Source organism: Williamsia limnetica (assembly GCF_003217475.1).
Classification (GTDB): Bacteria; Actinomycetota; Actinomycetes; order Mycobacteriales; family Mycobacteriaceae; genus Williamsia; species Williamsia limnetica.
The window spans coordinates 266,996-281,495 of the sequence record NZ_QJSP01000007.1; the positions used below are offsets into that span (position 1 = coordinate 266,996).

The following is a 14,500-nucleotide window of genomic DNA, read 5'->3' on the forward strand; positions in this document are numbered from 1 at the left end:
GTTCAGATCAGGAATGCGAGAGTGTCGACCGGTCCACCGGCGCTGATCATGTGGACGGTTTTGCTCGCCAGCTTGAATCCGCCGGCATGGCGGCGGACCTTGTGGATCACCCGGCCGGCCCAGACCCGTTGGGTGTGTCGGTATTCGAAGAGGGCGAAGTTCGAGCCGACCGTGACTGTGTCGTCGGTGGAGTCGAGAACCTCCATGTTGGTCAACTGGCGTCGCATCACCGACGGCGGGGTCTGCGAATGCCGGTTCCCGGTGTTGAGCTGTGCAACACGACTTTTGATGCGTCGGCGGTTGTCATAGATGTACGACAGGTTGGTCGCGGGATCGTCGTCGGGATGCATGGGCACCCAATACAGCGCGTCGTCGTCCCACAGCAACTCCCACTCGGAGTACCGCGCCTCGTCGGCCAGCCGGGCCTCGAGATACAAGAAGCCTGCCACTTCCGGCGACGGCGCCGGCAGCGGCTGCAGAGCCGACGAGAAGACGTCGGTGTCATCGAGGGTGCTCATTTGCTGATCTCCTGTCCCACGACGCCGGCCCACTGGCGATAGAAGCCCCGCTGGGGCGTCTCGGCGCTTTTGTCGCTGTTCACGATTCCGGTCTCGTCGGTGATGTCGGTCTCGAGTCCACGGGACAGCCGCAGCCATTCCGGATCCCGGGCTGCCAGACCTGCCTGGTTACGCATGCCGATCTCACCGTCGTCGGCGATGAGAAATCCGGCTGGCCCCATGGCGCCCTCGGAGCGACGCAGGGTGCGCACGTTCAGATCGTCTTGTCCCGGGATCAGGGCCGCCGTGGTGTACGCGATCGTCTCGTCGGGACCGATGGGTTCGACGAACATCACGTTCATCTCGGCCAGGAACAGATTGGGCCAGATCAATGTGTGCGGCGGACCGACGACCATCGAATCGTGTGCCTTTTCTTCGCCGTACTTCTTCTCCAGCGCCGCAACATATTTGGGTAGCTTGGTGCGGGGCATCCGGCCGTACCAGATGAACTCCTCGTCCAGCTTGCGATATTCGGCAGAGTAGTCGATCTCGGAGTGACCGTCGCCGAGGTCCCGAACCACCACGTCGGTCTTCGACGGGATGTGCGACACCTTGGCCGGGCGGATCGCGTCGTAGACCGACGCATGGGTGAACAGCGCGTGATAGCCATCGACGTTGTTCTCCACCACCATCTTCCAATTGGCGTGATGCAGGTGCTTCATCCAGTTGGCACGCAGATCGATCGTCCCGGTCGGCGACAGGTTCAGCAGGCGGTCGAAGGCCGCGATCGAACCGCCGAGATGTTCGGTGAGCGAAGGGCCGTCGGCGGCCAGAGAAGCGAAGATGAAGCCGCCGTAGCTGTCGACCCGAGGCGCCTCGGCCATCCCGAGCTCGGACCTCACAGCGCGGAAAGCCTCGCCGTAGCCCTCCTTCATCGGAACAGCGGTCAGCGAACCGGTGTTGCTGAACGTCCACCCGTGGTACGGGCACCGGAACGAGCTGGCATTGCCCTTCTCGGCGTTGCACAGCTTGTTCGCGCGGTGCGAGCACCGGTTGAGCAGAACCCTGATCTCACCGTCCTTGCCATGGGACACGACGACCGGTTCGCTGCCGATCCGACGGGTCAGGTAGTCGCCGGGTTCGGCAACCTCGCTGTCATGCGCGACGTAGACCCAACCGGAGCGGAAAATGGTGTCCATCTCGCGCTGGAAGATCTCCGGTGACGTGTAAACCGAACCATGCACGCGGTCTTCCTGCACGATCTTCGACACGTCGAAGTCATTGGCGGTGCCGGGGTTCGACTCAGTGGTTGTCATTGATGGCCTCCGTATCAGGGGAATTGATGGGCTGTACGGCCGGGATCGCTACTCCGGCGAGATTTCTGAAACCGATGTCGACGACATCGCCGATCCGCGGCGCCCGGGTCACCGACTCGACCGTGGTCATGATCAACCGGTGGCCGCCGGCGAGTTCGATATCGACGATCGGGTACGGACCGGACGCGGTGACCAGTCCCGGTTCGAGGCGGTGCATCAGGGTCGACGAATGAACAACTCCGGTCGGAGCTGTTTCGAGCCAATCGATCCGGTGAGACCCGCAGCCATCGCAGACGTGCTGCTCGAGGTCCAGTGCAAGAGAGCACACCGCGCAGAACGGGAGCACCAGCGCTCCCCGGGCGGCGCCGACGTACAGCTGTTCGAGCGGGTCACCCGTCACCATTGGTGCGAGAGAATCGCTGAGCAGCCAATCGGTCGCGACACTCATGCCGCACGCTCCAGGATCAGGGCGGCATGGTGATCGATCCGACCCCCGATGCCGCCGACCAACGCCGTCGAGGCGCCCGGTACCTGCCGACCGCCGCCGGTGCCGCGCAACTGCACGAGCGCCTCGGCCAACGGGGTCATCCCCTGCAAGTAGAACCCGGACAGCTGACCGCCGCCGGTGTTGGTGGGCAGAGTGCCGCCCGCAGCAGTGTTGCCTTCGCGCACAAACTTTCCGGCCGGCGCTCCCCCGGTGAGTCCGTATTCTTCGAGGAGGATCAGCGTTACCACCGAGAAGGGGTCATAGAGTTGGACCGTGTCCAAGTTGTCGCGAGTCATCCCGGCCTTGGCCAGCGCGTCGTCCACGCATCGCCTGCCCCCGCCGAACCAGGACTCTGCTCCGGTGCGCCGGTGACGGACCGGATGATCCCGGCCGGTACCGCGGATGTCCACGCGCACCGGGTTTCCCACTGCCGGGTCGGCACTGACGATGACCGCTACGGCGCCATTGACGGGCCGTGCGCAGTCGAGCCGTCGCAGCGGATCGGAGATCATCGGGCTGTCCAGGTAGCCCTGGATGTCCAGCGGTGTGCGGATCACCGCATCGGGATTGTCGAGCGCCCAGGTGCGCGTCGTCGTGGCCACCGCGCAGAGATCCTCGGGCAAACCATCACTGACATGCATCCATCGCTGAGTGAGCAGGGCGTAGGTGGGTACTGAGCCGAGCACGCCACTGGCGCGCTCCAGGCCACGTGATCCGGATTGGCCGCCGCTCTGCGCATAGGTGGAGCCCGCAGCCTTCCCGGCAACGAGGGGCGCGTCGGCAAAGACGCACATGACCACGCGTGCGGCCCCGGTCTCCACCGCGTGCTGAGCCCGCTGGATCATCGCAATGGTGGTGGCGCCCTTGATCTCCACGTGCTCGAGCAGTCGCAGATCAGAGAATCCACCCGACGATGCGAACCCGACGCCGAGCCGGTCCGGCCGGATCCCCTGTGACGAACCGACCAGCAGTCCGTCCACGTCTGACAGCTCGATCCCGGCGTCGGCCACTGCATCTCGGCTCGCGCTACAGGCGAGTTCGAGGGGGCTGTCCCCCGGCTTGAGGGACATCGGCGTCATACCCAAGCCAACGATCCCTGCGGTCGCCGTCACGGTGTCCTCCCGCGCACGGGTCCCAGAGAGCGGTCACGGCGCTCGTCCCGGTAGTTCCCGACGCGCAGCCAGTCCTCCCTGTCGTCGGGCGTCGCCAGACACAGGCTGACGAGTTCGAGCGGTGACAGGAAGATGTAGTCATCACTCTCGAGGTCTTCGACGAGCAGCCTGTCCCCGTTACCGGTCGAGTCCAGCGACACGCGTACCGCCGCGAACTCGTTGATCAGGGATGCCAGTTCTCGACGGCGCACCCGGCGCGCATCGGCGTCGCCGTGTCCGGCGTCAGCATCTTCATGTTCGGTGATAGTCATCGACGACCCGTTCGCCCAACCTTGTTCTGGTGACTTTCGGAAAAGTTGTGACCAACTAGTCCAAGGCACTTGCTCTTGCGGTGATCCCGCCTCATAGTCATATCGTATACGGGTGTCAGAAACAATCCCTCGATTCCGAGCATTCAAGACTCAATTTCTGGTACCTACCCAGTTCAAGGCGCTAAGAGTGCTAAGACTGAAAGTGCACACAGTGGAGAATTACGTACTACAACGGAGGCCCCGACCATGACTGAGACAGTGATTTCCGCCCCCGCGGCCGACACCGACGAGTACCGCAGCATCTGGAGCCATCTGCGGGAATTGGAGTTCCGGCAGGGCTTCGTGGACATCGGCGGGGTGCGGACACGGTTCGCCGAGGCTGGATCTCCCGACAAACCGCACGCCATCCTGCTGCACGGGACCGGCGGACATTGGGAGACCTTCGCGCCGAACCTCGGTCCACTCTCGAAGGACTACCACTGCGTCGCGATCGACATGGTCGGCAACGGTTTCTCCGACAAGCCCGACTACGACTACGAGATCGCGGTCTACGTCAAACAGATCCTCGGCGTGATGGAGCACTTCGGAATGGAGAAGGCGCACTTCATCGGCATGTCCCTGGGCGCCTGGGTCTCGGCTGCCATCGCGGTGGAGCACCCGGAACGGGTCGACAAGGTGATCCTGATGTCGCCCGCCGGCCTGATCGCCACCGCATCGAACATGGCCCGCATCCGCGCCGAGCGCACCGAAGCGGTCAACAACCCCAGCTGGGAGTCCCTCCACAAGGTGTTCGCACACCTCATCGCGGATGAATCAAACCGGCTGCCTGATCTCATCGCACTCCGGCAGGCGATCTACCGCCGCGACGACACCCGCACCACGATCGACCATCTGCTGATCCTGCAGGAGGCCGAAGCCCGTGATCGCAACCTCATTCCCGAGGAGAAGTGGGCGACCATCGCCGCCCCGACCATGGTGGTGGCATCAGGCAAGGACGACGGCGAGTATCAGAGCACCGCGCACATCGTCGCCAGCTTGATCCCGAATGCCGAGGTGTTCCAGATGGCCGAGGTCCGGCACTGGCCGCACTTCGAGGATCCCGCGGCCTTCAACCCGGCTGCGCTGGAGTTCTTGCGGCGATGACGAACACGACCCTGCCCGATACGGAGATCGCCGAGCTGGCGCGCCGCCTGCACGAGGCCGAACAGACGCGGGTCCCGATCCGGCAGATCTCGCTGCAGTATCCCGAGATGACCGTCGAGGACTCGTATGCGGTCCAGCGGGAACTGATCCGCCTGAAGGTCGCCGGCGGCGCCGTGGTTCGCGGCCGGAAGATCGGTCTCACGTCCAAGGTGATGCAACGCGCCGTCTCCATCACCGAACCCGACTACGGCGCGCTGCTCGACGACATGTTCTTCGACGACGGCGGAATCGTGCCGGCCGGCCGCTTCATCCGGCCCCGCATCGAGGTCGAACTCGCCTTCATCCTCGGCGAGCCGCTGACCGGACCCGGCGTGACCCTGTACGACGTGCTGCGGGCGGCGGAGTACGTGACGCCGGCACTCGAGATCCTCGACGCGCGCGTGCAGATGGCTGATCCGGACACCGGGCACCTGCGCACCATCGTCGACACCATCAGCGACAACGCAGCCGACGCCGGCATCGTGCTCGGCGGGCGGGTGATGAAGCCGATGGACGTCGACCTGCGATGGGTTGCCGCACTGCTGCTCAAGAACGGCTCGATCGAAGATTCCGGTGTTGCTGCGTCGGTATTGGGCCACCCGGCCAACGGTGTGGCGTGGCTCGCCAACCGACTTGCACCTCATGGGGTTTCGTTGAACGCGGGCGAGGTGATCCTGGCCGGCTCCTTCACCGCACCGGTCTTCGCCGAGCCCGGTGACACCTTCGTCGCCGACTACGGACCGATGGGGACCGTGTCGATACATTTCGCCAAGGAGAGTTCCGAATGACGAACGCTGCGCAATCCAACACCTGGAATCGGCAGATCCACGGAGACCGCGCCCAGATCGGGATGTGGATCGCGTCCGGCAACGCCTACAGCGCCGAGATCTGCGCCGGCGCCGGTCTCGACTGGCTGATGCTCGATCTCGAGCACGTCCCCAACGACATCAGGTCGACTCTGGCGCAGCTCCAGGCCCTCGCGGCCTACCCGGTCCAGGTGTTGGTGCGTCCGGCGTCCGGGGACCCGATCGCCATCAAACAGCTCCTCGACATCGGTGCGACGAATCTGATCGTTCCGATGGTCGAATCCGCTGACGAGGCCCGGGCGCTGGTCGCGGCCACGCGTTACCCACCAGAGGGCATTCGTGGAGTCGGTAGCGCCCTCGCCCGAGCCTCACGCTGGAATCGCATTTCTGACTATCTGGCCACAGCAGATGACTCCGTGTCACTCACCGTCCAGGTCGAATCCGCGGCTGCTCTCGAGCGCCTCGATGAGATCGCCGCAGTCGACGGCGTCGACGCCGTCTTCATCGGCCCGGCTGATCTGGCAGCGTCGTTGGGATACCTGGGCAAGCCTGAACATCCCGAGATGGTGGCACTGATCGAGAAAGCGTTGTCGCAGATCAAAGCCACCGGAAAGGCGGCAGGCGTCAACGCGTTCAACCCGGAACTCGCTCAGCGATACATGGCCGCGGGCGCTTCGTTCGTCTTGGTCGGCGCCGACGTCACGGTGCTGGCCCGCGGCAGCGAGGCACTGACCGCGCGCTTCATCCCGGGACCGGACAAAATCTGACACTTGACTCCGAGTGATTTAGATCTGACAATAGTGTCACTATAGAAGTGAAGACCGCGACGCACGACGACGGAAGGCCCCCACATGGATTTGGACTTCAGCACCGAACAGTTGGAGTTCCGAGATGAGGTGCGCACGTGGCTCCGGGAGAACAAGCCCACCGAGCCCCGCCCCCGCGAGGCCGACGGCATCCGTGAGTACGACACCGCGTGGCAGCGCACCCAGTGGAACGGCGGCTGGGCTGGCATTGCCTGGCCGAAAGAATACGGTGGCGGCGGCCTGACCCTGCTGCAGCAGCTCATCTGGTACGAAGAGTATGCGGCGCAGGGATTTCCAGGAATCGACGCCAACTTCGTCGGGCTCTCGCACGCCGGCCCCACTCTGATCACCAGAGCCGACGAAACCATGAAAGACTTCCACCTCCGAAAGATCCTGCGCGGAGAAGTGATCTGGTGCCAGGGGTTCTCGGAGCCCGAAGCAGGTTCCGACCTCGCCTCACTGCGCGCCAAGGCCGTCATCGACGGCGATCATCTCGTGGTCAACGGCCAGAAGATCTGGACCAGCTTCGCGACGATCGCCGACTACCAAGAGCTGCTGGTACGCACCGACAACACCGGATCCAAACACCAGGGGATCACCTGGATCATCTGCGACATGGCAACGCCCGGCATCGAGATCCGTCCGATCGAGACCATCGAGGGTGGCGCCGAGTTCTGCGAGGTGTTCTACGACGACGTTCGAATCCCGTTGTCGAACATCGTGGGTGAGATCAATGACGGCTGGAGTGTCGCGATGTCGACGCTCTCGTTCGAGCGTGGCACCGCATTCACGGCCAACCAGGTCCGTCTCGCCAAGGTCGTCGAGGACCTCATCGAGTTCTCCCGTGACCACGTCGGACCGGACGGCCGCCGTCCCGCCATCGCCGACGACGAGATCGCCCGGCGACTGGCACGTGCCCGCGCGGCCGTGACCTCGCTGCGAGCCATGACGTACGTCGGAATCTGTCGCAGCATGCAGACGGACACCCCGGGCCCCAAGGGGTCGATGCTCAAACTGTTCTACGCCGACTTGGCCAAACAGGTGGCGGAACTGGCGATGGACATCATCGGGTCGGACGCCCTGCGCAGCACCTCCCGATGGGACAAGAACGGTTGGGTCGGCAACTACCTCTACGCGTTCTCCCAGTCCATCGGCGGCGGCACCTCCGAGATCCAGCGAAACATCGTCGGCGACCGGGTCCTCGGACTCCCACGCTGAAGGAAAGAAGCACACCATGAATCTGCTCCCCTCTGACGATCAACTCGAATTGGTCGCTGCCGCCGGAGACTTCATCAGCTCTCGGCCGCCCATCGACGAGATCCGCAAGCACCGGGACGATACGACGCTGGTCGATCCCGAAGTCTGGCGCGACGGCGCGGAACTGGGTTTGCTGACACTCGGTCTCGGCGAAGAGTTCGGCGGGTCCGGCCAGTCGATCGACGACGAGGTCATGCTGTTCATGGAGCTGGCCAAACACCTCGCGGTCGGTCCTTTCCTCGCTTCCACCCTGGGCGCCCGGGTCGCCGCCGCCACCGGAGAGGACGAACTCGTCCGCCGGATCGGCGCCGGAACCGCGATGATCGGTCTCGCCGAACTGCGCGGAGACGGAGAGATCGGGGCCGACGGCTTCAAGGGGTCATTTGACCTCCTGGACTGCGCAGGGTGCAGCCACGCCCTGCTCGTCTCCCGCGAAGGTGCCGCGCTCATCGAACTCAGCGAGTTCGGGGAGATCACCTCAGCCGAATCGGTAGATCCCGGAACGCGATTGGGCGGGGCCACGGTCACCTCGGGCCGCGTCACCGCCTGGCTTCCGGCGAAGACCGAGTGGATCTGGGGCCGCGGTCAGATCCTCGCCTCGGCGTACCTCGCCGGCTTGGCCGAAGCGATCACCGAGATCTGCACCGAACACGCAAAAACCCGCGAACAGTTCGGACGTCCGATCGGGGTCCACCAGGCCATCAAACACGCCGTCGTGGACATGACTGTTCGCGCCGAATCCGCCTCGGCACAAACGTTGTTCGCCGCCGCCGCCCTCAAGGCCGACCGCCCCGACACCGAGTTCCAGATCCTGGCGGCCAAGACCGTCGCAGGTCAGGCGGCGATCAGCAACGGCAGCGGCAGCATCCAGGTGCACGGTGGCATGGGCTACACCTACGAGCACAACGCCCATCTCTACCTGAAGCGGGCCATCGTCTACAAGCAGCTGTTCGCCGGCGCGTCCGAAGTACTCGCCGATCTGCTCGATCTGGAGGCTGCACAATGAATCGCAAAGTTGCCATCGCCGGTGTCGCATTGTCCGATGTGGGCAAGGTGGACAACAAGAATGCCTACGAACTCATGGCCCAGGCCAGTCGGCGAGCGCTCGCGGACACCGGTCTGACTCCTGCCGACATCGACGGGCTCGCGTCGACCAGTCAGGGCACGTTGCCCCCCACCGATGTCGGCGAATACCTCGGCATCAAGCCACGGTGGATCGACTCCACCTCGGTTGGTGGGGCGTCATGGGAGGTCATGGTCTCCCACGCCACCGACGCGATCGCCGCCGGGCACGCCGACGTCGTCTTGCTGACCTACGGATCCACCGCACGTGCCGACATCAAGAAGGGACTGCGAGGCGCGAACATCAACTGGGGCGCGCGCGGTCCCTTGCAGTGGGATGCACCCTATGGGCACACCCTGATCTCCAAGTACGCCATGGCCGCCCGCCGGCACATGCACCAGTACGGGACAACGATCGAGCAACTCGCCGAGGTCGCGGTGTCGGCGCGATTCAACGCCGCCGAGAACCCGGAAGCGATGTACCGGGATCCGATCACCATCGACGACGTGCTGTCCGGACCGATGATCGCCGATCCGTTCACGAAGCTGCACTGCTGCATCCGCTCCGACGGTGGGGCCGCAGTCATCCTGGTCGCCGAAGACCGGGTACCCGACCTCAAGTCGCCACCGGTCTGGGTCTTGGGATCGGCCGATGCCACCTCGCACATGCTGACCAGCCAATGGGACGACATGACCGTGGGTCCCGCCACGGTGACCGGTCCCCTCGCCTTCGAACGGGCCGGCCTCAAGCCGTCCGACGTCGATGTCGCCGAGATCTACGACGCTTTCACCTACATGCTCCTGCTGACCATCGAAGACCTCGGATTCTGCGAAAGGGGCGAAGGCGGTGCCTTTGCGGCCAAACAGAGTCTGCGCCTCGGGGGCGAGTTGCCGACCAACACCGACGGCGGCGGTCTGTCGGCCTGCCATCCGGGACAGCGTGGCCTCTTCCTCCTCGTCGAAGCGGCCCGACAGCTGCGGGGCGAGAGCGGTGCCCGACAGGTTCCGGACGCGAAGATCGCCTGCGTCAGCGGAACCGGTGGCTGGTTCTGCTCGAGCGGCACCGTATTGCTCGGCTCGGAAGAGCCGTGACCACCCAGACCCGCTCGACAACGACCCGTCCGTCACTAGAGGACACCTTTGCCAACACCCGCGAACTGCTCGACGCCGCCGCCAGGGTGCACGGAGACCGTGACGCTTACGTCCAGCCAGGATCACGAACCACGTTTGCACAGTGGATATCTCAGTCGAAGGCCGTAGCCCGGCACTTCGTCGATGCCGGGGTCGGCAAGGGTGACGTCGTCACGCTGCTGCTCCCCTCCGGAATCGATTACGCCACCTGCTACGCCGCGGCCGCGATGGTCGGAGCCATCACCTCGGGTGTGAACGGTCGACTGGGTCCGACCGAGACCCGATCTATCTTGGCGGTGTCCGCGCCGGCGCTCGTGGTGTACGGATCGCAGCCGCCGCCCGAATTGGAGTCCACCAGAGCGAGCGTGAGCCTCGAAGAACTCCGAACGTGGTATTCCGATCAGGGTGGCGATCTGCCGGCCGTCGATATCGGTCGCGACGATCCGGTGGCCATCATCTTCAGTAGCGGCACCACCGGTCTGCCCAAGGGCGCCTGGTTCGACGCCGCCAACCTCGCCGCCTCCGCCCAGGCCGCCGGGATCATGAGTGCCCCGTACGACCGCCGGATGACATCCACTCCGTTCTCCCATGCCGGATACATGTCCAAGTTGTGGGACCAATTACTCTGGGGCACCGCCATTGTCATCCCGCCGACGCCATGGACGGCAGCCGGCATGGCGCGCACCCTGACCGATGAACGGGTCACGGTCGGCGGCGGTGTACCGACCCAGTGGGCCAAGCTGCTGGAACAACCCGGTCTCGATCGCACGTCCTTCCCGGACCTCCGTGTCGGTGTCGTCGCCACGGCACCGGCCTCCCCCGACCTGGTCCAGCGCACCGCCGAATTGATCGGGGTGCCTCTGGTCGTCCGTTACGCCATGACCGAATCGCCCACCGTCTGCGGGACCGACCCGGAGGACTCTCCCGAGGTCCAGTTCCGGACCGTCGGCCGACCTCAGTACGGGATGACGGTGCATGTCACCGGCAGCGACGGCACCACACTGCCGTCCGGTGAGGTCGGTCGCGTCCGGATCAAGGGCGGATGCGTGATGCGGGGATATTGGCGCGATCCCGAGCTGACGTCCGGTGCGTTCGATTCCGAAGGTTTCTTCGTGACCGGCGACCTCGGAAAGTTCACGCCGCAAGGCAATCTCGTGTTGGCCGGCCGCTTCGGCGACATGTACATCCGCGGAGGTTTCAACGTCCATCCCGTCGAGGTCGAACAGGTCATCGCCCGTCATACCGCCGTCCGCGATGCCGCTGTGATCGGTCACAGCGCCCCAGTCATCGGTGAGATCGGGGTCGCGTTCGTCGTACCGGCCGATCCCGCCCACCCACCGACACTGGCCGAACTGCGGGCATGGACCACGACCATGCTGGCCGACTACAAGGCTCCCGATCACGTCATCGTGGTTGATGCCATCCCCCAGACCGCGATGGCCAAGACCGATCGGGCCCGGTTGAGGGAACTCGCTGTCGCCGATCCACCCCCGGCACGCTCGTGAGCGCGCCGACGATCGATCAATTGGTGAACTTGCGAGATGTCGGGGGTCTGCCCTTGATCACAGGCGGGCACACCGTCTCCGGCGTGCTGTATCGCAGCGACGCACCCCATGTCGGCGACTCCGTTCCGGCGCACGTCGGTGCGTGGCCACCCGCCACCGTCGTCGATCTGCGATCGGTCAAAGAGCGGCATCGCACCGGGTTCGACTGGGACAGCGGCACCGTCGTGCACCCCCTTCCTCTCAACGATGCGGCCGCGCCCGGCGACGTCCTACCTCCCGACCTGCGCGCTCTCTACCTCACCACGCTCGAGACCAAGGCTGATCGAGCCGCTCGAATCCTGGCGATCGTTGCCCACGGCGACGGACCGGTCCTCGTGCACTGCACGGCGGGCAAAGACCGCACCGGCCTCGTCGTTGCCGCACTGCTGCTGGTCGCGGGCGTCGAACCCTGGGCAGTCCGAGATGACTACCTGGCCACCACGGCCAACATGGCGCTTCTTCGTGATCGGTGGAAAGCCAAGGGTCCCAAGTCAGCACCGACGATCACCTTGCCACGCAGTTGGCTGACCACGTCACCGGAGGCCATCGACGACGTGATCGGTCATCTCACCGGATGGCCTGGCGGCGTGGACGGATGGTTCGCCGACGCCGGCGCCGCGGAGACTGAGATAAACCACTGGCGACGCCGACTCACCCTCGGCGACACGCCCTGAAATGCCACAAGACTTTTAGGAGATCACCATGCGGATCCACATCGCCCTCGACGAATGCGAGGCGCACGGGATGTGCGCCCTACACGAGCCCGATCTGTACCAACTCGACGATGAGGGTTACGCCGCCAACGCGGATTTTCCTGTCCCCCAGGGTATGGAGGCCGCAGCACGCAACGGCGCAAGTCGCTGCCCGATGAGCGCGATCAAGGTCGTCGAAGACTGACAGCTCGTCGTGGACGGTTCACCGCGACGGATCTGCGCGCAATTCCAGCGGTCCATCGACCGCGACGGCGCCGAGGACTCCTTGCTGTGCACCGAGATCTCGCACCGCATCGAGGCATACCGTGATGTCCTTGCTGAGAAACGGGCGCGCCCGGTCCACAAAGTTCGCCAGTCCGCCGACTTCGACGACTCGCTTGGATGCCGAGCTGGCACCGCTGCAGTGCTGCACCGCATCCAACAGACCGTCAACTTCGATGCCGAGTTCCCGGCCGAGCCTCACAGCGTCCGCAACCAGTTGGAGGTTGGCGGCGAACAGCAGGTTGTTGATCAGTTTCACCTTCAACGCAGATCCGAGCTCTCCGGTCCGAACAATTTGTTGTGCATAGCTTTCCAGGATTGGCACTGCGCGGTTGATCGGCTCGGGGTCTCCGCCGAGCAACACAGTCAACGTACCGGCAAGGATCTCATCCGCAGTCCCACTGATGGGCGCGTCGACCACGTTTACCCCGCCCGCTGCCGCGACGTCGGCGAGTCGACGGATCGTCTCGACGCTACCCGTGGTGTGCGAGACCAACGTGCTTCCGACTTTCATCGCAGCGATGAGACCTCCGTTGCCCAGCGCCACATCCTCGAGCTGCAGGTCTGAGAACAGCGTGCAGACGACGACGTCGCACGGCCCGAGCTCCGCCACTGACGGTGCCGAATACGCTCCCCGGGCCCGCAATCTGTCCAGTACTTTGTCCCTGCGGGCATACACATGCACTTCGTGGCCCGCCGCGAGCATGCGTATCACCATGGGCTCACCCATCTGGCCCGCACCGACAAAGCCCACTACTGAAGGCATTCCTCATCCTCTCCACCGAGAACCGGGCCAAGTCACCCACATCCGTTCGAGTGCGATCCAATCATTCACGCGCCGAACCGATGTCCCCGACCATAGGGCCGTGCGACCTGGCGAGTCAACATCCAGCACGACTGGCGGTCACATCTGAACCTCATTTTGGGAACCTCTTGACCTCCATAATGGAGAACGCTATTCTCCAGGTATCGACATTCTCGATTCGGAGGTAGCTGTGGAAAATCCAGAAGACAAGGCCGCGTTGGCCAAGTGGCTCGATGACGTCGGGGCACCCGGCATCGGTGAGGCACCGGAGATCGAACGCCTGACCGGCGGATCTCAGAACGAGCTGTTCACTGTCACACGTAGTGGCCTCACCGGTGTGCTGCGGATGCCGCCGACGGGCGCCGACGATGCCCGGCTCGATGGGTTGCGCCGTGAGTTACGACTACTGGCCGCACTCAAGGGTTCTGAAGTTCCTCACGCCGAACTCATCGGTGGCGAGCCGACCGGCGAGGTACTGGGATCGCCGTTCTATCTGATGGAGGCCATCGACGGGTGGAGCCCGACAGGGTCGTGGGCCGCGCCGTTCGACACCGACCTCAAAGCCCGCGGCGAGCTGGCGTTCGAACTGGTCGGCGGAATAGCCCAGCTGTCCAAGGTGGACTGGCAGGCCCGCGGTCTGACGGGATTCGGACGGCCGGAGAACTTTCACGAACGTCAGGTAGACCGCTGGCTCGCGTTCTTGGAAAGCTACCGGTTCCGTGAACTCCCCGGGCTCGACGTAGCCGCGGACTGGCTTCGCAACAACCGGCCGGCCAGCTGGTCTCCGGGAATCATGCACGGCGACTATCAATTTGCCAACGTGATGTTCGAGAACGGTGCGCCGGCGAAGCTCGCGGCGATCATCGACTGGGAGATGACCACCATCGGTGATCCCCTGCTCGACCTCGGTTGGGCACTGCTGGGCTGGGACGGCGAATCCCCGAAGACCGACTTCTACGTCGACCTCGAGGGCATGCCGAAACGGTCAGAACTGATCGCCCATTACGAGAAGATCAGCGGGCGGTCGACAGCTGACATCCACTACTACCTGGTGCTGGCCAACTGGAAACTCGGTGTGGTCCTCGAGAAGAGCTACGCGGCACTGGTCAAGGGCGACCGCAAGGACGACAAGATCGAGACTTTCGGCCCACTGATCCTCGACCTGATCGCGACCGCCGCCGACCTGACCACGCAGAAAGAGAGTGTGTGA

16 protein-coding genes are annotated in these 14,500 nt (G+C 64.5%); 10 read left to right on the forward strand and 6 right to left on the reverse strand.

Annotated elements, in window-relative coordinates; translation table 11 throughout:
- Nucleotides 1-2 precede the first annotated feature (2 nt).
- The 5 genes from DFR67_RS13770 to DFR67_RS13790 are packed head-to-tail and all read right to left on the reverse strand — an operon-like array spanning nucleotide 3 to nucleotide 3,723.
- Nucleotides 3-518: an aromatic-ring-hydroxylating dioxygenase subunit beta gene (locus DFR67_RS13770; protein ID WP_110470062.1), complete on the reverse strand. Its 516-nt coding sequence runs from the start codon at nucleotides 516-518 to the stop codon at nucleotides 3-5.
- Nucleotides 515-1,813: an aromatic ring-hydroxylating oxygenase subunit alpha gene (locus tag DFR67_RS13775; RefSeq protein WP_211325044.1), complete on the reverse strand. Its 1,299-nt coding sequence runs from the start codon at nucleotides 1,811-1,813 to the stop codon at nucleotides 515-517. The genes DFR67_RS13770 and DFR67_RS13775 overlap by 4 nt, the downstream gene beginning before the upstream one ends.
- Nucleotides 1,800-2,261, reverse strand: a complete 462-nt coding sequence (locus DFR67_RS13780; protein WP_110470063.1) for a Zn-ribbon domain-containing OB-fold protein — start codon at nucleotides 2,259-2,261, stop codon at nucleotides 1,800-1,802. Before DFR67_RS13780 ends, DFR67_RS13775 begins: the two co-directional genes overlap by 14 nt.
- Nucleotides 2,258-3,379 carry a thiolase family protein gene (locus DFR67_RS13785; protein WP_110470064.1) on the reverse strand — a complete coding sequence of 374 codons (1,122 nt, stop codon included), beginning with the start codon at nucleotides 3,377-3,379 and terminating at the stop codon, nucleotides 2,258-2,260. The genes DFR67_RS13780 and DFR67_RS13785 overlap by 4 nt, the downstream gene beginning before the upstream one ends.
- Nucleotides 3,380-3,408: 29 nt before the next feature.
- Complete coding sequence (locus DFR67_RS13790; protein WP_245937931.1) at nucleotides 3,409-3,723, reverse strand: hypothetical protein; 315 nt, start codon at nucleotides 3,721-3,723, stop codon at nucleotides 3,409-3,411.
- A 246-nt stretch (nucleotides 3,724-3,969) separates the two neighbouring features.
- Between DFR67_RS13790 and DFR67_RS13795 the strand changes: the two genes are divergently transcribed.
- From DFR67_RS13795 to DFR67_RS13835, 9 genes are all read left to right on the forward strand, one after another.
- Nucleotides 3,970-4,866, forward strand: coding sequence for an alpha/beta fold hydrolase (locus tag DFR67_RS13795; RefSeq protein ID WP_110470065.1), 897 nt, complete (start codon nucleotides 3,970-3,972; stop codon nucleotides 4,864-4,866).
- Complete coding sequence (hpaH, locus tag DFR67_RS13800) at nucleotides 4,863-5,693, forward strand: 2-oxo-hept-4-ene-1,7-dioate hydratase (RefSeq protein WP_110470066.1); 831 nt, start codon at nucleotides 4,863-4,865, stop codon at nucleotides 5,691-5,693. Before DFR67_RS13795 ends, hpaH begins: the two co-directional genes overlap by 4 nt.
- Complete coding sequence (locus DFR67_RS13805) at nucleotides 5,690-6,478, forward strand: aldolase/citrate lyase family protein (protein WP_110470067.1); 789 nt, start codon at nucleotides 5,690-5,692, stop codon at nucleotides 6,476-6,478. Before hpaH ends, DFR67_RS13805 begins: the two co-directional genes overlap by 4 nt.
- An 84-nt stretch (nucleotides 6,479-6,562) precedes the next feature.
- On the forward strand, nucleotides 6,563-7,735 hold the full coding sequence (locus DFR67_RS13810; RefSeq protein WP_110470068.1) for an acyl-CoA dehydrogenase family protein: 1,173 nt from the start codon (nucleotides 6,563-6,565) through the stop codon (nucleotides 7,733-7,735).
- A gap of 16 nt (nucleotides 7,736-7,751) precedes the next feature.
- A complete protein-coding gene (locus tag DFR67_RS13815) occupies nucleotides 7,752-8,780 on the forward strand; it encodes an acyl-CoA dehydrogenase family protein (RefSeq protein ID WP_110470069.1) in 1,029 nt (342 codons plus the stop codon).
- Nucleotides 8,777-9,928 (forward strand): acetyl-CoA acetyltransferase, encoded by a 1,152-nt coding sequence (locus DFR67_RS13820; RefSeq protein WP_110470070.1) that lies wholly within the window; start codon nucleotides 8,777-8,779, stop codon nucleotides 9,926-9,928. Before DFR67_RS13815 ends, DFR67_RS13820 begins: the two co-directional genes overlap by 4 nt.
- The gene (locus DFR67_RS13825; RefSeq protein ID WP_110470071.1) at nucleotides 9,925-11,472 is read left to right on the forward strand and encodes a class I adenylate-forming enzyme family protein; all 1,548 of its coding nucleotides are present in this window, start codon (nucleotides 9,925-9,927) and stop codon (nucleotides 11,470-11,472) included. The genes DFR67_RS13820 and DFR67_RS13825 overlap by 4 nt, the downstream gene beginning before the upstream one ends.
- Nucleotides 11,469-12,185 (forward strand): tyrosine-protein phosphatase, encoded by a 717-nt coding sequence (locus DFR67_RS13830; RefSeq protein WP_110470072.1) that lies wholly within the window; start codon nucleotides 11,469-11,471, stop codon nucleotides 12,183-12,185. Before DFR67_RS13825 ends, DFR67_RS13830 begins: the two co-directional genes overlap by 4 nt.
- Before the next feature lie 28 nt (nucleotides 12,186-12,213).
- Complete coding sequence (locus tag DFR67_RS13835; RefSeq protein ID WP_110470073.1) at nucleotides 12,214-12,408, forward strand: ferredoxin; 195 nt, start codon at nucleotides 12,214-12,216, stop codon at nucleotides 12,406-12,408.
- Between the two features lie 18 nt (nucleotides 12,409-12,426).
- Here the strand turns inward: DFR67_RS13835 and DFR67_RS13840 are convergent, their stop codons facing one another.
- Nucleotides 12,427-13,251 carry an NAD(P)-dependent oxidoreductase gene (locus DFR67_RS13840; protein ID WP_110470074.1) on the reverse strand — a complete coding sequence of 275 codons (825 nt, stop codon included), beginning with the start codon at nucleotides 13,249-13,251 and terminating at the stop codon, nucleotides 12,427-12,429.
- Between the two features lie 208 nt (nucleotides 13,252-13,459).
- Here DFR67_RS13840 and DFR67_RS13845 point away from each other — a divergent pair, with 208 nt between their 5' ends.
- On the forward strand, nucleotides 13,460-14,500 hold the full coding sequence (locus DFR67_RS13845) for a phosphotransferase family protein (RefSeq protein ID WP_425451279.1): 1,041 nt from the start codon (nucleotides 13,460-13,462) through the stop codon (nucleotides 14,498-14,500).

Coding starts and splice junctions, on each gene's coding strand:
- DFR67_RS13805 (WP_110470067.1), top strand. CDS start 5,690: ATGACGAACGCTGCGCAATCCAACACCTGGAATCGGCAGATCCACGGA.
- DFR67_RS13820 (WP_110470070.1), top strand. CDS start 8,777: ATGAATCGCAAAGTTGCCATCGCCGGTGTCGCATTGTCCGATGTGGGC.
- DFR67_RS13780 (WP_110470063.1), bottom strand. CDS start 2,261: ATGAGTGTCGCGACCGATTGGCTGCTCAGCGATTCTCTCGCACCAATG.
- DFR67_RS13810 (WP_110470068.1), top strand. CDS start 6,563: ATGGATTTGGACTTCAGCACCGAACAGTTGGAGTTCCGAGATGAGGTG.
- DFR67_RS13775 (WP_211325044.1), bottom strand. CDS start 1,813: ATGACAACCACTGAGTCGAACCCCGGCACCGCCAATGACTTCGACGTG.
- DFR67_RS13815 (WP_110470069.1), top strand. CDS start 7,752: ATGAATCTGCTCCCCTCTGACGATCAACTCGAATTGGTCGCTGCCGCC.
- DFR67_RS13785 (WP_110470064.1), bottom strand. CDS start 3,379: ATGACGCCGATGTCCCTCAAGCCGGGGGACAGCCCCCTCGAACTCGCC.
- hpaH (WP_110470066.1), top strand. CDS start 4,863: ATGACGAACACGACCCTGCCCGATACGGAGATCGCCGAGCTGGCGCGC.
- DFR67_RS13770 (WP_110470062.1), bottom strand. CDS start 518: ATGAGCACCCTCGATGACACCGACGTCTTCTCGTCGGCTCTGCAGCCG.
- DFR67_RS13790 (WP_245937931.1), bottom strand. CDS start 3,723: ATGACTATCACCGAACATGAAGATGCTGACGCCGGACACGGCGACGCC.
- DFR67_RS13835 (WP_110470073.1), top strand. CDS start 12,214: ATGCGGATCCACATCGCCCTCGACGAATGCGAGGCGCACGGGATGTGC.
- DFR67_RS13840 (WP_110470074.1), bottom strand. CDS start 13,251: ATGCCTTCAGTAGTGGGCTTTGTCGGTGCGGGCCAGATGGGTGAGCCC.
- DFR67_RS13795 (WP_110470065.1), top strand. CDS start 3,970: ATGACTGAGACAGTGATTTCCGCCCCCGCGGCCGACACCGACGAGTAC.